Consider the following 23167-nt stretch of genomic DNA (forward strand, 5'->3'; position numbering starts at 1 on the left):
TCTCATCCCGGCGCAATGGCTTCGCGTAGCCGGGCAAAGATGCTGAGGCCGAAGTCGCCTTCATAGGCGGCCTTCGGGGTTTTGCGGACTGCTTCGTCGATGGCTTCGGCGTCGGGGCCGATAAGGATGCGCCAGTCATCGGCGCGTACACCGTCGAGTATGATGCGGGCGGCGTCTTCGGCCGAGGTGATGGCATTATCGCGGAATTGCTCGCCGCGCGCTTTGGCGGCCTCATATTCCTCATTGCCGCCGCCGATGGCAGAGTCGTTGCCAAACTCGCGCAGCGTGTTGAGGGCGATCTGGGTGCCGATATGGCCTGGCATGACAACGCTCGCCTTTACGTGCGGCGCGTTGAGGCGAAGGTCTGTGATAAGGGCTTCGGTAAATCCCTTCACGGCGAATTTGGCAGCGGAATAGGCGGTGTGAGGCGTATCCGGGCCGATGCTGGCCCAGAAGCCGTTGACCGAGCTTACATTGACGATGTGGCCCTCATCAGCGGCGACCAGCATGGGCATGAAGGCGCGTGCATTGTTGTAGACGCCATACCAGCAGACATTGAAGGTCCGCTCCCAGTTCTCACGCGGTCCGGTGACGAAGCTGCCGCCACCGCCAATGCCTGCATTATTGATGAGTAGATGGATGTGGTCGGTTTCATGCGCCGTGCGCACATGATCGGCGAAGGCCTGGACGTCGTCTTCCTTGCCGACATCGGCGCGAAAGTGCGTAATGCGGACGCCTTGAGGCGCGAGCGCTTCGGCGGCGCTGACGGTTTCGGTCATGTCCTTCTCAGAGATATCGCAGATGGCGACGCTGCAGCCTGCTTCGGCAAGCTGCTTGGTGAGCTCCCGGCCCATGCCGTTCCCTCCGCCGGTGACCACGGCGATCTTTCCGCTGAAATCCTTCATCCCAGTCTTCCTCCCTTGTCTTTTCGGCCACCCTAGTGGGGAGCGGATGTCACGCCAGTGGTGACGGATGGGAAAGCGCCCGGAACTTCATGGGCTGAGGCCTGTTCCTGCTGGTGAAGAAGGAGAATTCCACATGGCAGATATCGTGATTATCGGTGCAACAGGCGGTGTGGGTAGCCGGCTTATTCCCATGCTTGTCCGACGCGGGCACAGCGTCACCGGGCTCCACCGCAAGGATGAGCAGGCGGGCGACCTGAAGGATGCGGGTGCGACACCTGCGAAGGGCGATCTCATGGAGATGAGCGCTGATGACTTCGCCGCGGTCATAAAGGGCGCGGACGCCGTCGTCTTTTCGGCTGGCGCGGCAGGGAGCGGCGCTGAACGGACCAGCATGATTGATGGGCAGGGGCCGGTGAAGCTTATCGAGGCAGCGCGCGCCACTGGCGTGAAACGGATCTATCTCGTCTCCGTCTTCCCGGATGCCGGGCGAGACCGCGATATCGGCGAAGGTTTCGAGCACTATATGCGCGAGAAGAAGCAGGCGGACGCAGCACTCACTGCCAGCGGTCTAGACTATGTCATTATCCGACCCGGCACGCTGAAGGATGGAGACGGTGACGGGCATGTCGCGGCTGGCCGCGCGCTGACCTATGGCGACGTGGCCCGGGGTAACGTCGCCGCTTTCATAGCTGAACTGATCGACACGCCAGAGATCCGTCAGGATATCTTCGAGCTTACCGATGGTGATGTGCCGGTGGATGTGGCCGTTTCCGGTTTGCGGCGCATCTAGAGCCAGCTCCTCTCAAAACTGATGCGCGGGTCGGAAAGCGTTGCATGAACAGCAATGAACGATTATGAATGCGTTCAGTGTTTATTAGGGGGCGTTCATGGCAAAGCGTATTTTTATTTGGGTGGGACATCCGCGGGGAACGTCCCTTTCACATGCCCTGGCAGATGCCTATCAGCAGGCGGCGGAGACTGCCGGCGCTGAAACGCGCCGGATGAACCTGCACGAGATGGATTTCGACACCGACCTTACCGAAGGCTATCACGCCCGTAAGACGCTAGAGCCATGCCTTGAAGAATGGCGCGAGAATACAGTCTGGGCCGACCATCTTGTCTGGGTCTATCCGCAATGGTGGGGCGGCATGCCCGCGAAAATGAAGGGGGTCATCGACCGCTGCTTTCTGCCTGGTTTCGCCATGGCCTATCATGAGAAAGGCCCTTGGTGGGACCGCCTGCTTGCGGGGCGCTCGGCGGATGTATTCATGACATCAGATGCGCCGGTGATCTTTGACGCGCTTTCCTATCGCCGCGCAGCCAAGAACCAGGTTGAGCGGACGGTCCTGAACTTTTCTGGCATCAGGCCATTCAAAACCTTCCAGTTTGGGCCCGTAAAGACAGCGAAGCCGAGGAAGATCGAAGCGTGGAAGTGTAAGGCGGCAGCGCGCGGCAAGGCGATCGCGCGCCAACCCACCAAGGCGTGACTTGCGGGTGTCGCGTTGCTGAGCGACAAATCCTACCATGAAATCCGATCCGAAGACCCATGTTCCGCTACAGGGATATACCGAACACGCTCCGAACGAGCAGTTTAAGCGAGCGGACGCGCTCCAACGCCACCTGAGCACCCGGCGCTCAGTACGCGATTTTGCGGCGACGCCGGTCGATCGGGCTGTGATTGAAGCCTGCGTGGCGGCGGCCGGGACAGCGCCTTCTGGCGCCAATCACCAGCCTTGGTTTTTTGCGTGCGTCGGTTCGCCTGAGAAGAAGCGCGAGATCAGATTGGCGGCGGAGGCTGAAGAGCGTGCCTTTTATTCCGGCAAGGCGGGAGAGGAATGGCTCGACGCACTCGCGCCCATCGGGACCGATGCCGAGAAGCCTTACATGGAAACCGCGCCTTGGCTCATCTGTATTTTTGCGCAGCGCCGTGGCGGCGCTGCGGCGGGCGAAAATCGCAAGAATTACTACATCCATGAGAGCGTTGGCATCGCCACCGGTCTTTTGATTGCGGCCTGTCATGAGGCGGGGCTGGCAACATTGGTACACACCCCAAATCCGATGAGTTTTCTCAATCGCCTTTGCGACCGTCCTGATACGGAGAAACCCTATCTGATCCTGATTGTGGGGCATCCAGCCGAAGGAGCCATGGTGCCAAAGCACGCGCTCAAGAAGAAAGCGCTTGACGAAATCTGCAGCTTTTCATGAGGTGGAAACCCTTCGGTCAGGATGACCTTGAGGGCTGAACTTCGACTGTAGGACCGTGAAAGTGGATGTAGACGGTCTGGTTCGGCTGCGGACCGGCCTTTTCACCGCGAACGGTCAGGTCGATCTTGCCGCGGATCTGTGCCGGGATGCGTCCCATCGCCCAGCCTTCTTCCTTGAGGTCGAAAGCGTCAGCGTCATCGCCATACATCATGGCTAGCCCGCTCATGGCCCAGCGGCGGAGTGTGGCGGGCTGGCGAATGATGGTCCCGGCTTCAAAGCGCAGGGGAACCGGGCGGTCGAAGGTGCCATCTTCACGCACGAACAGTTCTGTTAGCCAGACACCGCGTTCGGTTGTGACGACCCCCATGGCAAAATGCGTGATGCCGTCACGCAAGATGGCGTCGCGGTGGCTGGGAGAATTCATGAGGCCGGTATGCAGGCGATCAACGACGGTGTCCCAGTCGAAATTGCCGGTAATCGACGCGATGTTCTCGAGCAGGAGGCTGGTCAGCAGCGTTCGGTCGAGCGCGTTGATCCGGTCCTTGGGCATCGTTTCGTCGAGGCCTTGGTGATTGAAGAAATCGTTCGCCGCCATGTCGAGGCTATGCCAGCGTGCGGCATTGCGAAGCTCAGTGCGGTAGACGAGAGTAGGGAGACCATGTTCGCGGCGCGTCTGGTTAATGCGCTCGGCGAAGCGGGCCTCCAATTCTTCGTCGAAAGTAAAGCCAGAAGGGATCGTCTGGAGGCAAGCTTGACCATTCTGGACGTAGGTCGGCAGGTCGCGAGCTCGCTCAGAAAACGAAATACGACACTCTGCCCTCGCCTGTGAGGCGAAAACACCCACGAAAATAGTTAATAAAACAATAATTCCCCTCATTTTTGCCACTATACGGCAAAAAAGTTTATAAGACACCCATTAATTGGAGCCTCGAGACGACGGGGGCCAACATTCTGTCGATCGCGTCTTCGCCGGGATAGACTTTACCATAGGCGGGTAGGCCTTCATCCGCAATGACAAGCTCAGCTTCGAACTTGGCGGGGTGCGTAAATCTGTAGTGCGCGGCGCGAACGGTTTTCAGATAATGCTCGAGAACATTCTGGACGGTGCGCTCACGTTCAACCACATCGCGCCGGATCCGGCGGGCGAGTCTGAGGTCATCCGGCGTATCCACATAGATGGACAGGTCGATCAGCGGACGGAGAGCCTTGACCGACAGGGCGTGGATGCCTTCGAGAATTATGACGGGCGCCGGCTCGATGCGGAGCGTGCGGGTCTCGTCGCGGTCGTGGCGGTCAAAATCATAGACGGGTTGTTCAATGACCTGCCCGCGCTTCAGGGCCCGGATGTCATTAACGAGATGAGCGGTGTCCTTGGAAGCCGGGTCATCATAATTGGCCTGCTCGATGATCGCGGCGCGCTGTTCGGGCGTATCGCACGGGCCATAGTGGCGCATCGGCCAGTAATAGCCGTCTTCGTGGAAGATTACCGCTCGGCCTGGCCCGAGGCGCTGGATCAGTGCGTCAGCGAGCGTGGACTTGCCTGAGCCGGAACCGCCCGACATGGCAACAAGGAAGGGAGACATCGTCATGGCGCGCTTGTAACCGCATCGCTGCACGAATGGAAACCTGCACCTCGCAGGCCTTGTGCCCTGGAACGCAGACGGGCGCACTTTCAATGAGAAAGAGCGCCCATCCAGTCATTCAAAGTGCACGCTACTGACGGGTGACGATCGGTCCCTTGAGGACGTAGGTGTCGGCGTCGAGCTGCACGAGGACATCGAGATAGCCGGTGTCCTGACTATCAATGGCGGCATCGTGCATGCGCATCATCGTGCCACCAGCAAGGCGGTTGCCGGAAGCATCGCTGAGATTCCAGCCGGCCGTGCGGAAATAGTTCTGATTCACACGCGGCGTAATGTTCGTGGCACCGGCGACCTGAAGTGGCAGCGGGGTTTCCAGTTCGCCGTCTACTGTGGTCAGCATCTGCACCACATAGAGGCGACCATCGGCCTTTGCGATGCCGAGACCCGTGTCGGTGAAGCCATCATGGACGAGGTTCTGCCGGTTTGCGCTGTCGGCCGAGATCGCTTCGAAGATCTCAGTCGGCGTTGCGTTGGCGTCGAGAACGGCAACGTTTGCACCTGTCGCGCTGGCGAGAACCTGCCGGTCCAGTGCCCGCATGCGATAGATATGGCCACGGCCTTCGAGGTCATCATGACCAGCGTAGCCGCGAGCCGCCATGTCCAGAGCATGCGCGCGTGCGGCGCGATCGAGCGAGGACCGGCGATTGAGTGAAGAAACGCCAGCGTTCGCGCGTTGGCCGTTTGTGGCAGCGAACAGGGCTGATTCAGCGCGGGCTTCGAATTTGCGGCTGACAGCGAGGCAGGATTCGACCTCTGCGACATAACTGACGAGGCCTTCTGCATAACCATTGTCGAGTGTGCAGGAAGACTGGGCGGTGGCTGGGAGGGCCATGAATGTGCCCGACGCTGCCGCCAAAGCCAGCAGCGCGAGAGCACGAGAGGTGTCATATTTCTGTAACATAATCGTCATGAAAGGTTTGTGACAGTTATATGTCAATGGAAAAAGCGACGAAGTGCGGCGCATATTTTATGTGTGTGTACGGAGGGACTCTGATTTCATTCGCTATTTCCGGGTAGCGCAGCTGCGTTCACCGCAACAAAAAAGGCCGCCATTGCTGACGGCCTTTCTGATTTCGATGATTTGTACCGGTCTGAAGTTGATTCAGTCCGTGGGACAGGGCGCCTTATTCGGCGTCGCCGCCTTCAGCACCTTCCTTGTCCTTGCCGGTTTCCTGGTCGACGGCTTTCATCGACAGGCGAACCTTGCCGCGATCGTCAAAGCCCATCAGCTTGACCCAGACCGTATCGCCTTCCTTGACGAGGTCTTTCGGGTGGCCGATGCGCTCGTCTGCCATTTGCGACACGTGAACGAGGCCGTCCTTTGGACCGAAGAAGTTCACGAAGGCGCCAAAGTCCTTGATGGACACGACCTTGCCTTCATAGATTTCGCCGGCTTCCGGTTCAGCGGTGAGCTCACGGATGCGCTTCTTGGCAGCATCAATGGACTCGCGGTCGAGCGCGGAAATCTGAATCGTGCCGTCGTCCTCCACGTTGAGCTTGGCGCCCGTCGTGTCAACGATGTCGCGAATGGTCTTGCCGCCCGAGCCGATCACGTCACGGATCTTGTCGACCGGGATATTGACGATCTCCATCTGCGGCGCATTGGCCGACAGCTCGCCGCGCGATTCAGCAAGCGCCTTGTTCATCTCTTCCAGGATGTGGGCACGGCCGCCCTTTGCCTGGTCGAGAGCCGTCTGCATGATGTCGCGGGTGATACCTGCGATCTTGATGTCCATCTGGAGAGATGTGACGCCAACGTCGGTACCCGCAACCTTGAAGTCCATGTCGCCGAGGTGATCTTCGTCGCCAAGGATATCGGAAAGAACGGCAACGCCGTCATCATCCTTGATGAGACCCATCGCGATACCGGAAACAGGGCGCGTAATCGGCACGCCTGCATCCATCATGGCGAGTGCCGAGCCACAAACCGTCGCCATTGAGGACGAACCGTTGGATTCGGTGATCTCGGAGACGAGGCGGATCGTGTAAGGGAAGTCTTCAGCCTTTGGCAGCACTGCGCGCAGGGCACGCCATGCCAGCTTGCCGTGGCCGATCTCGCGGCGGCCTGCACCGCCCATGCGACCCGTCTCACCGACCGAATAGGGCGGGAAGTTGTAGTGCAGCATGAACTTTTCTTTGTGCGTACCGCCCAGGCCGTCGATGAATTGCTCATCGTCGGAGGTGCCGAGCGTTGCCACACAGATCGCCTGCGTTTCACCGCGGGTAAACAGGGCAGAGCCGTGCGTGCGCGGCAGGAAGCCAGCTTCAGCAACGATCGGGCGGACCTGATCGAGCGAACGGCCGTCAATGCGCTTGCCGGTCTTGATGATGTCGCCGCGGACAACCTTGGCTTCGGCTTTCTTGAAAGCAGACTTGAAGACCGCTTCTTCCATGCCGTCCGGATTGTCTTCGGTCGCGAGGAGGGCGTTTGACGCCTTTTCGCGGGCAGCGCCGACAGCTTCCTGGCGGGCCAGCTTTTCCGTGATCTGGTAGGCAGCCGAAAGGTCTGCACCAACGAGATCCTGAATCTGCTTGAGTTCTGCCGAAAGGTCTTCGCCTTCGAACTCAAATGGCTCCTTGGCAGCCTTCTCAGCCAGCTTGATGATCGCATCGATCACTGGCTGCATGGCTTCGTGACCGGCCATGACGGCGCCGAGCATGACGTCTTCTGCAAGCTCTTTGGCTTCGGACTCGACCATCATGACTGCGTCGGTGGTACCGGCGACGACGAGGTCCAGTTCGGACTCTTCCATGTCATCCGCAGTCGGGTTGATGATGTAGTCACCATCCTTGTAGCCGACGCGCGCTGCGCCGATGGGACCCATGAACGGGGCACCAGACAGAACCAGCGCAGCGGATGCGCCGATCATGCCGATGATGTCCGGATCGTTTTCAAGGTCATACGAAACGGCGGTCAGGACGACCTGGACTTCGTTCTTGAAGCCATCGACGAAAAGCGGACGGATCGGACGGTCGATGAGGCGGGACGTCAGCGTCTCTTTCTCAGTCGGGCGGCCTTCACGCTTGAAGAAACCGCCTGGGATGCGGCCCGATGCGTAGTATTTTTCCTGGTAGTTGACCGTCAGGGGGAAGAAGTCCTGTCCTGGCTTGGCTTCCTTGCGGAAGGTTGCGGTCGCGAGGACAGTCGTATCCCCATAAGTAACGAGGACGGCCCCGTCAGCCTGACGAGCGACACGGCCCGTCTCGATCGTCAACGTGCGGCCGGCCCATTCCAGCGACACGGTTTGCTTATCAAACATGCGTTTTCTTTCTCTTCATGCGAAAAGCCCGCCCGGACCCCATGTCCTGGCGGGCTATTTGTGAGCCAGTGCCTAGCGGCGGATACCCAGCTCTTGGATCAGGGCCTGATAGCGGCCCTCATTTTTCCTCTTCAGATAGTCGAGGAGTTTCCGGCGCGTGGCGACCAGGTTGAGCAGGCCGCGACGCGAATGGTGGTCTTTTTTGTTGGTCTGGAAGTGCTCGGTCAGGTTCGAGATACGCTCGGTAAGGATCGCAACCTGGACTTCCGGGGACCCGGTATCGCCGTCATTTTGGGCGAATTTCTTGATCAGCTCAGATTTCTTTTCTGCCGTGATCGACATCGTGAATACTCTCTTCGTTCTGGCCTGCGATGGAGGCCGTTTCAGCTATACCCTTCAATGTAAGGGTGGTGTTTGGGGAGTGCGCCGGGGAACCAGCCAGGATGTCGTCCAGCCAGTTGTGAGCCCCGAAAGCTCGCCTCAAGGCGCGCACATGGCACATAATGCCCGCAAATGGAAGGGGAGCGGTGCGATCTTTCCCCTTAGCCTTGCACCTTGGGGCATGACCATTACGGCTTATGCCGAGGAGATATCATGAGCCGCCTTTTCGAAGAACTCGACTATCAGGTCACGGAAATCGGCGCTGTCAGTTTGCGCCGCAGGCGCATTCTCTCGCTCGATCAGGACGTCTGGGAAGTACTTCTCGGTGAGGAACATCTGATGTCCAGTCTTTTCACGGCGTCTGAGGTCGCGCTTGCAAAGCTGGGTCTTGCAGCTCTGGGTGAGCCGCCTGAGGGGGGATGGGACATCACCGTCGGCGGGCTCGGTCTGGGCTATACGGCCGCGACTGCGCTGGAGCATGAAGGCGTGGGGCGCCTTCAGGTGGTCGAGTTGCTGGCCCCTGTTATAGAATGGCATGCGGAGGGGCTCGTTCCGCTCGATCCGCCGCTGTCGGCTGATGCGCGGTGCACCGTGCATCGCGGAGACTTCTTTGCCCTGGCTGCTTCAGATGAGGGCTTCGGGGTCGCGCAGGATGCGATCCTGATTGATATCGACCATACGCCGGACTGGCTTCTGGATGCGCGAAGCGGAAGTTTTTACTCGGTTGAGGGGCTGGGCCAGCTCGCCCGCCACCTCAAGCCTGGTGGCGTGATGGGCTTGTGGTCCGACGCCCGAACGGATGAAACCTTCATTGAGCGAATGAAATCGGTGTTCAGCACAGCCTGGGCAGAGCCGGTCACATTCCACAATCCGCTTCAGGACACGCCGTTCACCCAGACGGTCTACCTTGCCCGGAAGGCGCGCTAGGGGTTCGAAGCACGACGGATTGCGACGACAATGAACGGTGCGACCGCAGCTATAACAATGATCAAGCCCATCGCCATCCATTGCGCCACGCGGTCGCCCCAGATGGTATCCGCGAAGAAGATGGCAAAGGTCCACAGTAGTGAGACTAGCAATATGAAAATGGCGGTGCGCGCCGGCGTCGGACGCGGCAGGATGCTTGCCGCTCCACCCGCCCGTTCACCCCAGGCCAGCCAGCGCGCGAACGCGACAAGGAAACCGGCAACTCCGATCATCGGAGAGGCGAGCATCGCCTTGTCGATGGGCGCAAACAGCCAGACGGCGACAAAGGCCAGTCCCGCGACGACAAAGGTCCAGCCGGCAAAGCGGTCGACGGCGCTGGCGCCAGTATGTTCGCCTGCCGGCTGGAAGAGACGAAGTTTGGGGATGTAGTTTCCCATCACGACGAGCATCAGGCCAAGCATCGCAGCCGCACCCCGCCGGGCAAGATCCGGGTCGAGTATGCCGGTCTTCTTGGTGATACCAAAGGCTAGCATCGCGCCGACGATGGTGCAGACACCGATGGCCAAGGGAATGACAGCGCGGCGCGGCTCAATTGATTGGGTCATGGGTTTCCCTCCTTCAGGGCAGGGCGACCAGTTGCCGACCTGTCTTCCCGGCGTTCCCAGCCGAATGTCTGCGCGAAACCGAACAGCGCGTCCTCCAGCACCGACATCTGAAGGTGGTAAAAGACCGACTTGCCGTCCTTCTCGCTAGCAACCAGGCCTGCGTCGCGCAGCACGGCAAAGTGCGCGGACATGGTTGGTTTGGATACGTCGAAGGCGCTTGCCAGTTCACCGGCGGACTTTGGGCCATCCCTGAGCATTTCCAGCACCCTGCGGCGCGTCGGATCGGACAGGGCTTTGAAGACTGAACTCATAAATAGACAATTAGCTAATTATCGAAATGAGTCAAGCAATAGAAATGTCGTGCTCTTTGCTTACGCTTGGTCGGGGTCTATCAGACCTGGAATACCCGCATCGGCTGAAAGCGCCCAGCGCGGATTTCGCCCATTGCGACGGCTTGGTCATTGCACATGGCGAGTGCCAGGCGGTCTTCCGGATCCGGGTTCTTCTCAAGCCGCCAACGCTCTGTAACGTGCGGCATGAGCATGACGTCGCGCCCCTGGCGGATGTCGGCGGCGTCTTCCTCGCTGATGTCGACGTCTGGGACATCGTCCAGCACCGCTTCGATCGGGGCGAGCGTGCGCAGCAGTTCGTCACGCGTCTCCATAGCTTCCAGGTCTGCCAGCTTGAACGCCGCGCCTTCATGCATGACACCGACACGGATGCGGCGCAGCTGCGAAATATGTCCATCGCAGCCGAGCGCGCCGGCAAGGTCGCGTGCGAGGGCACGAACATAGAACCCCTTGCCGGAGCGAACATGGAAAACGGCGTGGTCACTATCCGGCATATCAACAAGGCGCGCTTCATGTACCAGAACGGTGCGGGACGGGATCTCGAACTCTTCCCCATCGCGGGCGAGATCATAGGCGCGTTCGCCGTCGACCTTGATTGCGGAGTATTTCGGCGGGATCTGGTCGATCTCACCCTCAAAGCCTTCCAGCGCGGTTTCGATGGCGTCGCGGTTCGGGCGGGTATCGGACGATGAGATGACTTCACCTTCGGCGTCCAGCGTGTCGGTGGACCTCCCCCAGCGAATGGTGAAGACGTATTCCTTGTCGGCATCCATCGCCCACTGAACGGTCTTGGTCGCTTCGCCAAAAGCAATCGGAAGGATGCCATCTGCCAGCGGATCGAGCGTACCACCATGGCCGACCTTCTGCGCATTGAAGAGGCGTTTCAGAATACCGACCACTTGTGTCGAGGTCACATCCGACGGCTTGTCGACATTGAGCCAACCATGCACCGGCAGGCCTTTTTTCTTGCGATTGCGTCCCACGGGGGTTCTCCGTTCTTCCCATGGCGCACGCGGATCGAACGCGGGCGCGGGGTCTGACATGTCGTTTGAGCAGGCGAGCTAGGCGGCGCTGCGCGCGGCGTCAACCAGCTAGATGCCCTGACTGAGGTGCTGGGTCAGAATAAGCGCGCCGATAATGATCAGGACGATGCCGCCTGCAACCTCCGCCCAATGGCCCAGCCAGTCACCGGCCTTTCGCCCAATCAGGGCGCCCATCGTGCACATGACAAGTGTCACGCCAAAGATGATGAGGCAGGCAAGAACGAGGTTCGTGCCGACCATTGCGAGGCTCACACCTACAACAGTTGCATCGATGCTGGTTGCGACTGCGGCCAGTCCGAGATGGATCCAGCGTGGTCCTCGTATCGGTCCGTTCGCCGCTGTCTCTGCATGGTCGTCGATCGTTTCCGGCTCTTCCTTGAAGGCCTGCCAGATCATGTGAATTCCCACGAGGCTGAGCAAAATGAACGCAACCCAGTGATCGATGCCAGCGACCCATGCCGACAGCGCCATCCCTATCAGATAGCCGACAACCGGCATGATGGCTTCCATCGCCGCAAATACGAACCCGATGCGAAGGGCGCTGGTCAGCGTCGATGTGCGCTCGCCTGTGCCCTTGCCCAGCGCAGCGGCAAAAGCATCGACGGAAAGCCCAAAGGCGAGAGCAATAAGTGTAAATGTCCCCGACATGCGCTCTCTTCGCGTGCGTTTATTCTGCAAGCAAGAGGAAGTCTGCGTATTGTAGTCTAATGGAAGACCGGCGCGATTTCGTATCGCCCGCCGGGAACGCCGGCCTAGCTGATCAGGTTATGACCCCAATGCTCACGCGCTCCCTGCAGTTTCTTATCGTCCTGACCGTCTTACTGTTAAGGGGCACTGCCTTTCCGGCCAGTGCGCAGGCACCGACCGTTACGGAATCGACAGAGGAGATTTCGGTTTCCAGCAGTGATGACGGGGCGATAGAGACGCGGATCAATGCCATCTTTGCTGAGATCGGCGCTCTCAATGCTGTCGCCGCAGAAGTCAATGAAGGCGTCGTCTCGCTAAGCGGTACGGTTGCGGATCAGGCCGACATCGACCGCGCCGTGTCGATCGCGAGCCGCTTCCAGGGCGTTGTGACGGTCGAGCAGAGCATCGAACGCGATCTTTCTGTCGATCGCTCTCTGTCTCCGGCTATTGCGAACCTCGAGAACAGTCTGCGACGCGGATGGGAAGCGCTGCCTCTGGTCGGGCTCGCTATCGGGGTTTTCCTTGTCATCCTGGTTATCGGCCATCTGCTGGCAAGCTGGGCAGCGCTCTGGCAACGCCTGACGCCGAACCCGTTTCTTGCAGAAATCGTAGCCCAGGCTGTGCGGATTATTGCCGTCATTGTCGGCCTGGTCATGGCACTCAACCTCGTTGGCGCGACCGCTCTAATGGGCGCAATTCTCGGTGGCGCAGGCGTTATCGGCCTCGCTATCGGCTTTGCGGTTCGCGACACGGTGGAGAACTATATAGCCTCCATCATGCTGAGCCTGCGCCAGCCTTTCCGGGCCAATGACCATGTGCGCATTGACGATCATGAGGGCCGGGTCGTGCGCCTGACGTCGCGCGCGACGGTGCTGATGACGCTTGATGGGAATCATTTGCGCGTACCGAACTCGACGGTCTTCAAGGCGGTCATCCTGAACTATACACGCAATCCAGAGCGCCGCTTTGAGTTCGAGCTTGGCGTGGACGCCGAGGATGACCCAGTCGCGGCCATGGCAACGGGGATCGCGGCAATCTCCGGACTTGATTTCGTTCTTGATGAGCCAAAGCCGGACGCAATCATCACTTCAGTAGGCGACAGCAATATCGTCATACGCTTCATGGGCTGGGTAAATCAGTCCGAGACTAATTTCGGCAAGGCGCGCAGCCTCGCTATCCGCGCGGCCAAGGATGCTGTGGAAGAGGCAGGCTTTACCCTGCCAGAGCCGATCTATCGCCTGCGCTTTGACGGGGCGCCGGTGCAGGTGAAGGCAGGCACGGGGGTGACTGTTTCTGAAGGGCAGGCAGTCCCCGCGGCCCCCTCAGCAAAAACGAAGGCTGCGGTTTCTCCGGATGCCCAGACCGCCGAAGCCAGCGTGCTTGATACCAGGCCAGACGATCACATCGCCGAAAAGGTCGACGAGGAACGCGCGCAGACTGGGGAGAAGGACCTTCTCGATAACGGTCGACCGGTCGAATAGGGCCGTTGCTGGCCCGGCTTACAGTTTTAGCGTAAACTCATGCCCGACCCGCTTGAAAGCCTGCCGCCATGACCAAGCCCCGCATCTATTCGATGGCCTTTGCCAAAGTGTATCCCGCCTATGTGGCGAAGGCCGAAAAGAAGGGCCGGTCCAAGGCAGAAGTCGATGAGATCATTTTCTGGCTAACCGGCCATAGTGCGACGAGTTTTGCCGACGAGCTGGAAAATGGCACCGATATTGAGACCTTCTTTGCGACAGCCCCGGCGATGAACCCTGACCGCGGCCTGATCAAAGGCGTCGTCTGCGGTGTACGGGTTGAGGAGGTCGAGGAAGAGACAATGCGGGCAATCCGCTACCTCGACAAACTCATTGATGAACTGGCCAGGGGGAAGGCGGTGGAGAAGATCCTTCGCAGCCCCGCAGCGTCCTGAACACTGCGAGCGCCCTCTTGGCGCAGCAAAATCTATTCGTCCTCGTCTTCTTCGTCACCGACAAGGTCACGTTTGACCTGCGGACTGTTGAAGACCGACTCCATATAGGCGCCTTCATCATAGGAATGGTCAGCGATGAAGTGCAGCTGGGGCGTAAACTTCATGTCGATGTGCTTGCCGAGCCGGCCGCGGATATAGGGCGCGGCGCGATTAAGTGCTTTGGCCAGCGTATTCTGCGCGGTTTCATCCGTTTCACCCAGCGGTGAGCAGAAGACGTGTGCATGCTTCAGGTCGGGCGATGTGCGGACCTCGCCAATCGTGACGTTGATACCCTGAAGATCCGGGTCGCGGAACTCCTCGCGCATCATGATATCTGTCAGGGCATGGCGGACCAGCTCTCCAGCGCGCAGCTGGCGCTGGGAGGGTTCATTTGCGGCGGGTCCCTGCGATCTTCTCTTCTTCGCCATCGTGCAATCCTTCTCTCAGACGAGCGCGGAAAGCCTGCGCTGCCTGCTTGTCGCGGCCAAACCACTTGTCGGGGACGAGCAGCGGATCTGCGCCCCTGAAGGTGATAAGTGTATCACGGCGGCTCTCGCGGACAGACCGGAGCGCGCGCCAGGCAATGCGTGTCTCTACATCGCCGCGACGGATGTGGAGGCCCGTGGGCGTAAGGTCAATGGCGGTTTCGCTGTCGAGCTCTGCGGCGCGTCCATGATTGTGGCGATAGGACCAGCGCATGAAGATGAGATACCAGCTGATCCCCGCCATTGCCGCGAGCAGAGAAGAGGTCAGCAGGATCCAGTAATCCGTGAAGCCCGTCCCCGCGAGCATCTCACGCGTCACGAAGGCGGTGCCTGCCGAAATGACGGGGGCCGTCACACCAGCATAATAGAGCGCTGTCGGTCCGATATTCGAAGACCGGGTCTGGGAGACCAGTCGCTTCATGTCCCGATCGCTCGGAGCGCCCGTGATACTGATCGTGTCGGCATCGGTTGAATAGAGAGGCGTGGCGGCGAGCGATGGCATGGCCGCCACAAACCACATCTTGTTTAACCGCTTATGGAAAAAGCCGGGAAATCTCCCGGCTTTCTCAATTTCATGTCAATTTCACACGGCGGACCTAGTCGAGCCTGCGCTCAATCATTTCCACTTCGAAACACTCGATCTTGTCGCCTTCGCGAATGTCTTCGTATTTCTCGAACGCCATACCGCACTCCATACCGGAGGTGACTTCAGCAACTTCGTCCTTGAAACGTTTAAGCGTCTTCAGCTTGCCTTCGTGGATAACGACATCGTCGCGCAGCAGGCGGACACCGCAACCGCGTTTAACCGTGCCTTCGGACACCTTACAGCCAGCAACCTTGCCGACTTTAGTGATGTTGAAGACCTCCAGAATGTCGGCGTAGCCGATGAAGGTTTCGCGCTTCTCTGGTGCGAGCATGCCCGAAAGCGTGTCTCTCACATCGTCGATCAGGTTATAGATCACCGAATAATAGCGGATCTCCACATCTTCCTTCTCGGCGAGCTCACGGGCCTGCTTATTCGCACGCACGTTGAACGCGAAGACTGGCGCGCCGGATGACTTTGCCAGCAGAATATCGCTCTCTGAGATACCGCCTGCAGCACCGTAGACGACATTCGCGCGGACTTCGTCGGTCGACAGACCTTCCAGCGAGTGACGAATAGCTTCGACAGAACCCTGAACATCGCCTTTGACGACGACTGGAAGCTCGGAAACCTCCGCAGCGTTCATCGAGTTCATCAGCGATTCGAGCGAGGCACGACCCGAGGCCACGCCCTGCTTCTGGCGCTCTGCGCGCTGGCGATACTCTGTGACTTCGCGGGCGCGCGCTTCGCTGTCGACGACATTGAACATGTCGCCTGGCTCTGGTGCACCGTCGAGACCAAGAATCTCTACCGGAACGCCTGGACCTGCGTCCTTCAGTTGCTGGCCACGCTCATTCACGAGGGCACGAACCTTGCCCCACTGCTTGCCGGCGACAACGATCTCGCCGCGCTGGAGCGTACCGCGATTGATCAGCACGGTTGCGACAGGACCGCGGCCCTTGTCGAGCTGGGATTCCACCACAATACCGTCCGCATCGCGGTCCGGATTGGCCTTCAGTTCGAGCAGTTCAGCCTGGAGCGTGATGGCTTCGGTCAGTTCATCAAGCCCGGTCCTGTTAAGCGCCGAAACCTTGATCGCCTGAACGTCGCCGCCCATGGCCTCGACCTGGATGTCGTGCTGGAGAAGTTCAGTGAGCACACTGTCCGGGTTTGCGTCTGGCTTGTCGCACTTGTTGACCGCCACAATGATCGGCACTTCAGCCGCTTTGGCGTGTTTGATGGCCTCAATGGTCTGCGGCATGACGCCGTCATCAGCGGCCACGACGAGAATGACTACGTCAGTGACGTTGGCACCGCGCGCACGCATTGCCGAGAAGGCTGCGTGGCCAGGCGTGTCGAGGAAGGTGATCTTGTCGCCGCCCTCAAGCTGTACCTGATAGGCACCGATATGCTGGGTGATGCCGCCAGCTTCGCCAGCCACAACGTCAGTGGAGCGAAGTGCGTCCAGAAGCGACGTCTTGCCGTGGTCGACGTGGCCCATAATGGTCACGACCGGCGCGCGTGGCTTCAGGTCCTTCTCATCATCGGTATCATCGCCAAGACCGATTTCGACGTCTGATTCAGATACGCGTTTGACCGTGTGACCGAAGTCCTCGGCGATCAGTTCGGCGGTGTCGGCATCAATGATGTCGTTCGCACGCATCATGTCGCCCTGGCGCATCATGTATTTAACCACGTCAGCGACGCGCTCATTCATGCGTTGAGCAAGATCCTGCAACGTGATCGTCTCAGGCAGCGTAACCTCGCGGGAGACTTTCTCCTGCTGATCACCGCCCTGACGGCGTTCACGTTCACGTTCGCGGGCGCGCTTCACCGAAGCAAGCGAGCGCTGACGGTCGCCATCATCGCCAAGTGCGCTGGCGATAGTCAGCTTGCCTTTGCGGCGCTTGTTTCCGCCGCCGCGGCTTCGTGAATTGCTGTCGTCAGCAAAATCGCGTTCGCCGCCACCTTTGCGGGACTTCTTGTTGCGGCCTTGAGCAGGCTCCGGGATCGGCATGTCAGGGCTTGGTGCAGCTGCACCGGCCTGAGCGCCGCGCGGCTTGACGTCAGCCTTTTTCTTGCGGGCTTCGGCTTCTTCGCGGGCCTTGCGTTCTTCTTCTTCGGCCTTGCGGCGTGCCTCGGCTTCGACGCGTTCCTTGTCTTCCTGGACCTTGCGTTCCTGCTCAGACAGAAGGCGTTCACGCGCAGCTTCCTGCCGCTCTTTCTCGACCTTTTGCTTCTGCTCGGCTTCCCGGCGCTGCAGCAGGACTTTCTGGCGCGCAATCAGCTCCTGTTCGGTGATGCCAAGCTTCTTGGCGGCTTCAGCCAGCTTAGACGGCTGTTTGCTGCCAGATTGGGACGAAGGCTTTGAAGCAGGCGCATTCGCGCCGCCCCCGCTACCGGATTGTCCGGCGCCGGGGCCAACGACCCGCCGCTTCTTCGTCTGGACGATGACCTGTTTGGAACGGCCATGACTAAAGCTCTGCTTGACCGTGCCGCTTGATCCGCGGGACACCGTCAGGGGCTTGCGTCCACCATTATTGCCTTTGTCGTTCGTATCGCTCATGCGACTCCATATACCTGCGTATTAACCGGCAGGAAGGTCCTGCCGTAATCATCTTACCGTTTAAGACCAGAAAACCAGTCTCGCTCCGGTGCCGGGCGAAATCCCGTCAGACGCCAGTATGCGTCCTTGAAGGCTTCGCACAGCGCCCCCTGCTGAAGCAGCGCGTGTATCACATGCGGCCTGCCGAAGGCCATGCCCAATTCAGCAGAAGTGAGAGCACCTGCTGTCTGTGGCGTTTCATATATGGCCTTGGCGAGAAAATGAACCTTGTTGCGGCCATCTTCGCTGCCATCGCTTGCTTCCAGAAGGATGCCGGGCGCTTCGCTCCTAAGATAGGCACGAACCTGATCGAATCCAATGACCACCTCACCTGCCTTCCGCGAGATGCCAAGATAATTGATGCATCTCTGCAACAATTGACGTTCGACAAGCTCTGAAAGCCCGGCTTCGGCGATCGTTTTCTGTTTGAAGGCGCGTGCAAAGACGCCCTGCTTGACCGCCGCATCGACGGTCTCGCGGTCTGCCTTCACCCACGCGCCGCGACCGGGCAGCTTGCCGGCCACATCGGGCACGGCAATACCGTCCGGAGAGCGGACAAACCGGATCAGGCAGTCCTGTGTCCAGGACTCGCGGGTCACCGCGCACTGACGGAATGGGCCGTCAGTGCCGGTTTCCTGATTGTCGGACGCCTTCAGGCGTTTTGCGCGATCATTCCTTGGAGTCGGCATCATCGCCGTCCTCTGCGCCTTCATCGCCAGCGTCTTCGGCGGCCAATGCGTCGAGGTCGAAGATTAGTTCTTCTTCCGCGAGTTCCTCGCCAGCCTCGTCGCCGCCCTTGCCGATATCGCCTAGAGCGAGCAGGGCACGATCTTCTTCAGAAAGGTCTGCCATCTCGCCTTCAGCCTCGGCAGCCATGTCGGCTTCGAGTTGCTCAAGCGCTTCCGGCTCGACCCAGCCAGCGGCAACACGGGCACGCATGATAAAGATTTGAGCTTCATCCTTGCGCATCTCACCCTTTTTCAGGATGCCTTCCTGGAATACAGGCTTGCCGTCCGGGCCAGGCTCACGCCAGCCGGTAATGTCGTCAGGCACCAGGCCTGCGATATCTTCGAGGTCTTTGACATCGTTTTCGCCAAACTTCACGGCGAAGGCCACGGTCATGCCCTCAAGCTCCATGACGCTGTCTTCCACCCCAAGCTCCTTGCGGCGAGCATCCTGCTCGGCTGCGAGGTTCTCAAGGTATTCGCGGGCGCGTTCCTGGATCTCGTTTGCGACTTCAAGGTCGAAGCCGTCGATGGAGATGAAGTCCTCAGGCGCGACGTAAGCGATTTCCTCGACGCTCTCAAAGCCTTCAGACGCCAGCAGCTGTGCCAACGTTTCATCGGCGTCGAGCGCCGTCATGAACAGGTCGGTACGAGCCTGGAAGTCTTTCTGGTAACGCTCGGAGTCAGCGGTTTCAGTGACGAGATCGATCTGCCAGCCGGTCAGCTGCGAAGCGAGCCGCACATTCTGGCCGCGGCGGCCAATGGCCAGAGGGAACTGATCGTCGGCGACAACGACTTCGACACGTTGCTCGTCCTCATCCAGAACCACTTTCGACACTTCTGCCGGCTGCAGCGCATTCACGATGAAGGTTGCCGCATCATAGTTCCAGGGGATGATGTCGATCTTCTCGCCAGACAGTTCGCCAACGACGGCCTGGACGCGTGCACCGCGCATACCGACACAGGCGCCGACCGGATCGATCGAGCTGTCGTTGGAAATCACGCCGATCTTTGCACGCGAACCAGCGTCACGGGCACAGGCGCGGATCTCGATGACACCGTCATAGACTTCCGGTACTTCCTGGGCGAACAGCTTGACCATGAAGTCAGGGTGAGCGCGCGACAGGAAGATCTGCGGGCCCTTGGTTTCGCGGCTTACCTTGTAAAGATAGGCGCGAACGCGGTCGTTCGGCTGGAAGTTCTCACGCGGTATACCGTCATTGCGGCGGATGATGCCTTCGGCGCGGCCAAGGTCCACGATGACGTGGCCATACTCGACGCGCTTGACGATGCCGTTGATGATCTCGCCGACACGGTCCTTGTACTCATCATACTGACGCTCACGTTCGGCATCGCGCACCTTCTGCATGATAACCTGCTTGGCGGTCTGTGCAGCAACGCGGCCAAAGTCGAACGGCGGCAGCTCTTCCTTGATCTCGGTACCAACTTCATAGCTGGCATCGATCTTCTTGGCTTCGGAAAGTGCGAGCTGCTGGGCAGGGTCCTCGACTTCATCGTCAGCGACGACGGTCTGGACGCGCCAGAGAGTTTGCTCACCGGTGTCTGCATCGATCACCGCACGGATGTCGTGCTCCTGACCATAGCGGGACTTCGCGGCCTTCTCGATCGCTTCCTGCATCGCGCCAATAACGATGCTGCGGTCGATGGATTTCTCTTCCGCGACGGCTTTTGCGATCTGAAGAATTTCGAGCCGGTTGGCTGAAACGCCGACTGTACTCATCTGTTAGCTCCACTTTCTTCTTTATTGTCTTCACTGTCATCGTCCTCAGCGTCATCGACGTCGAGGCCGGAAAAATCTTCGTCGTCTGGCTGAGGCGGCAGGCCGCCTGCCTTTCTGGCGGCATCAATCAGTTCATCGGTAAGCACGAGGCTTGCCTTAGACATCTCATCGACCTGCGCGACCAGCTCACTTTCATCATCAAGCTCGATGGCGACACCGCGGTCATCTTCTCGCGTGATGATGCCCTGGAAACGGCGACGGCCGCTGATCGGCATGGCCAGCTCGATCTTGGCCATGTGGCCCGTCCAGCGTCCGAAATCGCCCTTGCGGGTCAGCGGGCGGTCAATGCCCGGCGTGGACACTTCAAGCCGGTATGGATCTGACACAGGATCAGCAGCTTCCAGTACGGGAGAGATGGCATGAGAAAGGTCGGCGCAATCTTCGACATTGGTCGGCGCGCCGCCCGCTTTCTCGGTCATGATCTGAAGGATCGGACGCTTGCCGCCCATCAGGCGCACGCGCACAATCTCCAGGCCGAGGCCATCGGCCACGGGCTCGATCAGGCTCAGAATGGTCTTTTCCTGCTGCGAAAGCGCGATCACGGTTCAACTGTCTCCGGGACAAAAGAAAGCGGCGGACCCGTTGCCGGACCCGCCGCCGATATTTTTCGACTTGGCCAATAGAATAGTGGCAAGCGGTGTGCTTGTCCAGCAACCATTCAGTGTCACTCCAAGACGAAGTAAAATGGCCATTGCACGCTATCACGTTGTTGCAAGCAGGACTCGCCATCACGCGTGGAGCCCTCCCATTCCCATTTCAATCGCCTGACTGAGGCCAGTGCGGCGTCGTCGAAAATATCGGTCGGCACTGATGCGCCAATCCGAACGTTCTTCGCCCCGTCTTCATCCACGTCAAACAGGACGATGACAGCACCGATATAGCCGCTCCATGCGGCATCGTCGGGATAGGTTGGCCGCGGCATCCGAGTGAAATTTCCCCGGCACAAGAGCGGATCATCTTTGATGTGTGGACCTGTGCCCACCGGGTGCTGGTGATTGTCGTCAGTGATGGCATCGTCGAGGATCTCTTCGACGAATTCACGTTCATCTGCGCCTTTGTTTTCAGAGCGCAGATACGCATCCATAGCGTTACGCCAAGCTGTAGCTTCGAGGTATCTCCTCTCCATCCAGTCTGGCTCATCATCAGTCACATGTCGAATGAGCAAGATTTCGGCCTCTACCCGTGCCATTTTGAGCAAAGTCGCGGGGGTATGATCAGTCCCGAATTCTGTCGCTACGGCCAAAATGGCTGCTTGAGCCCAAACGTCGCCGATCTGATCACGCACCGGGTAAAAATGTGCTGCGGCTTCGCCAGCTGACTTGGGGAGTCTGCCAGAGCGCCCTTGTTTGGCGTCATCAAGATACCGCCGCTGGAAAGCTGCAACACTCAACAAAGTCCGCTCCCCCTCGACCCTGGTGGAAAGGGCAGTGTCTAGATCGGCGCGGGTGCTCCGTCGTTTCCTGACCTGCCAGTGAGCGAATGCCTTAAGCAGTTCCCGATCAGCAAGAGACGGGTGCGCGCTGGTATCGGGTTGGGAGGCTGCGAACTCCGCGGCAGCAAGCGCTGCCTCGCATTCTCCGTTCCGGCACAGCGCCCAAGCCGCTTCGAACGCCAAGAGTGCAGCGTCCCGGTCGTCCGGAGAAGCGACAGCTTCACCCGCAAGGACCTCGGCGGCGGTAAGCAAAGCAGGGACGTCATTCGCCTGCGCGGCAGCGTTGTAGCGCGCGACCGCCTCGTCCGAAATTTCTGCCAAAGCGGGTGCGCACAGCGCCCCTAACAAGATCAACGCCGATGCTATCGATTTCTGCATGAGAGTACCCCTCAACCCCAGATATCTGGTCTTGCCGAAGGAGTTTAAAGTTTTCAAGTCCGTAGAGACGAAAAACGGCGGCCCCCTTTTGAGAGCCGCCGCCAGATCATTTATTGGCCTGCGAGCTAGAGAAGCTTCAGGTCAACGGCCGAGGTCTTGCCGCGACGCTCGTCGGTGTGGAGTTCATATTCGATCGGCGCATCTTCGGCGAGCGTGCGCATGCCGGATTTTTCGACCGCAGAGATATGAACAAAGATATCCGCACCACCAGCGTCAGGCTTGATGAATCCATAGCCCTTCTGGTCGTTGAACCATTTAACTTTTCCGGTTGCCATGATGGCTACTCCAGTCTTCTCCCCGTGCCGAACCCACACCGTGCGGGTGGTCACGAAGGTTCTCGAAAAAACGGGGGAAGTGAAGCAAGGCCGTCGGTCCGACGGGGTCTTATAAATTCAGACCGACCGTATATTCGATGGCGCCTTTATGCCTGAAAACCGTGCGTTTCGCAATCAGCTTTGCATGAAAGCTGCGCGATAGAACGAGGTGGAATCGCTTTCCATCAGTCGTTGAGCTGGAATTCGTAGAAGACCGGCTCAATGTCGCCAAGATTCTTGGTCTCATAGCGCGTTCGGAAGTGGTCTGAAGGTGGCGTGCGCCAGTCGTCAGCCGTCCTGGCCAGCCATTCAATGCGCGGCTCGGCCAGGAAGATGGTGAGCGCCTCATCGGCGTAGGAGCGTACATCGGTCGCAAACCTCAGGCGCGCCCCCGGTTTCATGACCCGCGTCAATTCTCTCAGGAAATCCGGCTGGATGATGCGTCGCTTCTGGTGGCGTTTCTTCGGCCAGGGGTCGGGGAACAGAATAAAGACGCGGTCAAGACATGCATCTGGCAGCAGGTCCACCAGCTCGCGTGCGTCTTCGTCCCATAGCCGGACGTTCGAGAGTTTCATGTCATCAATATCGGAGAGGCATTTGGCGATACCTTCGATGAAGACCTCGCTCGCCATGATGCCGGCATCAGGGTTCGCTTTCGCCTGAGAACTCACATGCTCGCCGCCGCCGAACCCGATCTCCAGCCAGAGCTGGCTGACCCTTGCGTCAAACAGCTCTAGCGGCGTCTCCAGCGCGGCCGAATCGCCTGGAAGCCTCAGGCGGGGCAATAGATTATCAACCAAACTCTGTTGTCTGCCAGACAAGGGGCG

Annotated in this window: 25 protein-coding genes; 6 read left to right on the top strand and 19 right to left on the bottom strand. The window is 59.3% G+C overall.

All coding sequences use genetic code 11. From position 1 onward, the window contains the following. Positions 1–2: 2 nt before the first annotated feature. On the bottom strand, positions 3–905 hold the full coding sequence (locus O4G74_RS04195) for an SDR family NAD(P)-dependent oxidoreductase (protein ID WP_269401402.1): 903 nt from the start codon (positions 903–905) through the stop codon (positions 3–5). A gap of 133 nt (positions 906–1038) precedes the next feature. Here O4G74_RS04195 and O4G74_RS04200 point away from each other — a divergent pair, with 133 nt between their 5' ends. The 3 genes from O4G74_RS04200 to O4G74_RS04210 all read left to right on the top strand — a co-directional run bounded on the left by O4G74_RS04200 (position 1039) and on the right by O4G74_RS04210 (position 3110). Further along, a complete protein-coding gene (locus tag O4G74_RS04200) occupies positions 1039–1695 on the top strand; it encodes an SDR family oxidoreductase (RefSeq protein ID WP_269401403.1) in 657 nt (218 codons plus the stop codon). Positions 1696–1792: 97 nt separating this feature from the next. Continuing rightward, positions 1793–2392, top strand: coding sequence for an NAD(P)H-dependent oxidoreductase (locus O4G74_RS04205; protein ID WP_269401404.1), 600 nt, complete (start codon positions 1793–1795; stop codon positions 2390–2392). 37 nt (positions 2393–2429) lie between these two features. Continuing rightward, positions 2430–3110 carry a nitroreductase family protein gene (locus O4G74_RS04210; protein WP_269401405.1) on the top strand — a complete coding sequence of 227 codons (681 nt, stop codon included), beginning with the start codon at positions 2430–2432 and terminating at the stop codon, positions 3108–3110. A 16-nt stretch (positions 3111–3126) separates the two neighbouring features. On the opposite strand, the gene O4G74_RS04215 is transcribed toward O4G74_RS04210, so the two are convergent. From O4G74_RS04215 to rpsO, 5 genes are all read right to left on the bottom strand, one after another. Next, complete coding sequence (locus O4G74_RS04215; protein ID WP_269401406.1) at positions 3127–3816, bottom strand: CAP domain-containing protein; 690 nt, start codon at positions 3814–3816, stop codon at positions 3127–3129. 196 nt (positions 3817–4012) lie between these two features. Next, a complete protein-coding gene (gene udk, locus O4G74_RS04220; protein ID WP_269401407.1) occupies positions 4013–4699 on the bottom strand; it encodes a uridine kinase in 687 nt (228 codons plus the stop codon). 124 nt (positions 4700–4823) lie between these two features. After that, on the bottom strand, positions 4824–5654 hold the full coding sequence (locus O4G74_RS04225; RefSeq protein ID WP_269401408.1) for a CAP domain-containing protein: 831 nt from the start codon (positions 5652–5654) through the stop codon (positions 4824–4826). Positions 5655–5877: 223 nt separating this feature from the next. Continuing rightward, positions 5878–8013: a polyribonucleotide nucleotidyltransferase gene (pnp, locus tag O4G74_RS04230; RefSeq protein WP_269401409.1), complete on the bottom strand. Its 2136-nt coding sequence runs from the start codon at positions 8011–8013 to the stop codon at positions 5878–5880. A 72-nt stretch (positions 8014–8085) separates the two neighbouring features. Beyond that, a complete protein-coding gene (rpsO, locus tag O4G74_RS04235; protein WP_269401410.1) occupies positions 8086–8355 on the bottom strand; it encodes a 30S ribosomal protein S15 in 270 nt (89 codons plus the stop codon). A 252-nt stretch (positions 8356–8607) separates the two neighbouring features. Here rpsO and O4G74_RS04240 point away from each other — a divergent pair, with 252 nt between their 5' ends. Continuing rightward, positions 8608–9321 carry a spermidine synthase gene (locus tag O4G74_RS04240; protein WP_269401411.1) on the top strand — a complete coding sequence of 238 codons (714 nt, stop codon included), beginning with the start codon at positions 8608–8610 and terminating at the stop codon, positions 9319–9321. Here the strand turns inward: O4G74_RS04240 and O4G74_RS04245 are convergent. The 4 genes from O4G74_RS04245 to O4G74_RS04260 form a co-directional block, all read right to left on the bottom strand. Further along, a complete protein-coding gene (locus tag O4G74_RS04245; RefSeq protein WP_269401412.1) occupies positions 9318–9926 on the bottom strand; it encodes a hypothetical protein in 609 nt (202 codons plus the stop codon). The two genes, O4G74_RS04240 and O4G74_RS04245, sit on opposite strands and share 4 nt — an antisense overlap. Next, a complete protein-coding gene (locus O4G74_RS04250) occupies positions 9923–10237 on the bottom strand; it encodes an autorepressor SdpR family transcription factor (RefSeq protein WP_269401413.1) in 315 nt (104 codons plus the stop codon). Before O4G74_RS04250 ends, O4G74_RS04245 begins: the two co-directional genes overlap by 4 nt. Before the next feature lie 80 nt (positions 10238–10317). Further along, the gene (truB, locus tag O4G74_RS04255; protein WP_269401414.1) at positions 10318–11259 is read right to left on the bottom strand and encodes a tRNA pseudouridine(55) synthase TruB; all 942 of its coding nucleotides are present in this window, start codon (positions 11257–11259) and stop codon (positions 10318–10320) included. A 108-nt stretch (positions 11260–11367) separates the two neighbouring features. Continuing rightward, positions 11368–11967 (bottom strand): manganese efflux pump MntP family protein, encoded by a 600-nt coding sequence (locus O4G74_RS04260; RefSeq protein ID WP_269401415.1) that lies wholly within the window; start codon positions 11965–11967, stop codon positions 11368–11370. A gap of 128 nt (positions 11968–12095) precedes the next feature. On the opposite strand from O4G74_RS04260, the gene O4G74_RS04265 reads away from it, so the two are divergent. Beyond that, on the top strand, positions 12096–13487 hold the full coding sequence (locus tag O4G74_RS04265) for a mechanosensitive ion channel family protein (protein ID WP_269401416.1): 1392 nt from the start codon (positions 12096–12098) through the stop codon (positions 13485–13487). 68 nt (positions 13488–13555) lie between these two features. Further along, a complete protein-coding gene (locus O4G74_RS04270) occupies positions 13556–13918 on the top strand; it encodes a DUF2200 domain-containing protein (RefSeq protein WP_269401417.1) in 363 nt (120 codons plus the stop codon). Between the two features lie 32 nt (positions 13919–13950). On the opposite strand, the gene rbfA is transcribed toward O4G74_RS04270, so the two are convergent. From rbfA to trmB, 9 genes are all read right to left on the bottom strand, one after another. Further along, positions 13951–14385 (bottom strand): 30S ribosome-binding factor RbfA, encoded by a 435-nt coding sequence (rbfA, locus tag O4G74_RS04275; RefSeq protein WP_269401418.1) that lies wholly within the window; start codon positions 14383–14385, stop codon positions 13951–13953. Then, entirely contained in the window at positions 14345–14962 is a 618-nt protein-coding gene (locus tag O4G74_RS04280; RefSeq protein ID WP_269401419.1) for a YcxB family protein, read from the bottom strand. The genes rbfA and O4G74_RS04280 overlap by 41 nt, the downstream gene beginning before the upstream one ends. A gap of 76 nt (positions 14963–15038) precedes the next feature. Next, positions 15039–17591: a translation initiation factor IF-2 gene (gene infB / locus O4G74_RS04285; protein WP_269401420.1), complete on the bottom strand. Its 2553-nt coding sequence runs from the start codon at positions 17589–17591 to the stop codon at positions 15039–15041. A 53-nt stretch (positions 17592–17644) separates the two neighbouring features. Beyond that, positions 17645–18319 carry an RNA-binding protein gene (locus O4G74_RS04290; protein WP_269401421.1) on the bottom strand — a complete coding sequence of 225 codons (675 nt, stop codon included), beginning with the start codon at positions 18317–18319 and terminating at the stop codon, positions 17645–17647. Further along, a complete protein-coding gene (gene nusA / locus O4G74_RS04295) occupies positions 18300–20096 on the bottom strand; it encodes a transcription termination factor NusA (protein WP_269401422.1) in 1797 nt (598 codons plus the stop codon). Before nusA ends, O4G74_RS04290 begins: the two co-directional genes overlap by 20 nt. Beyond that, the gene (gene rimP, locus O4G74_RS04300) at positions 20093–20698 is read right to left on the bottom strand and encodes a ribosome maturation factor RimP (RefSeq protein WP_269401423.1); all 606 of its coding nucleotides are present in this window, start codon (positions 20696–20698) and stop codon (positions 20093–20095) included. Before rimP ends, nusA begins: the two co-directional genes overlap by 4 nt. A 122-nt stretch (positions 20699–20820) precedes the next feature. After that, entirely contained in the window at positions 20821–21966 is a 1146-nt protein-coding gene (locus O4G74_RS04305; RefSeq protein ID WP_269401424.1) for an energy transducer TonB, read from the bottom strand. Positions 21967–22091: 125 nt separating this feature from the next. Continuing rightward, positions 22092–22301, bottom strand: coding sequence for a cold-shock protein (locus O4G74_RS04310; protein WP_119379036.1), 210 nt, complete (start codon positions 22299–22301; stop codon positions 22092–22094). A 224-nt stretch (positions 22302–22525) separates the two neighbouring features. After that, the gene (trmB, locus tag O4G74_RS04315; RefSeq protein WP_269401425.1) at positions 22526–23125 is read right to left on the bottom strand and encodes a tRNA (guanosine(46)-N7)-methyltransferase TrmB; all 600 of its coding nucleotides are present in this window, start codon (positions 23123–23125) and stop codon (positions 22526–22528) included. Positions 23126–23167: the final 42 nt, after the last annotated feature.

Origin of the sequence: Henriciella marina (assembly GCF_027213945.1) — a bacterium.
GTDB classification, from domain to species: domain Bacteria; phylum Pseudomonadota; class Alphaproteobacteria; order Caulobacterales; family Hyphomonadaceae; genus Henriciella; species Henriciella marina_A.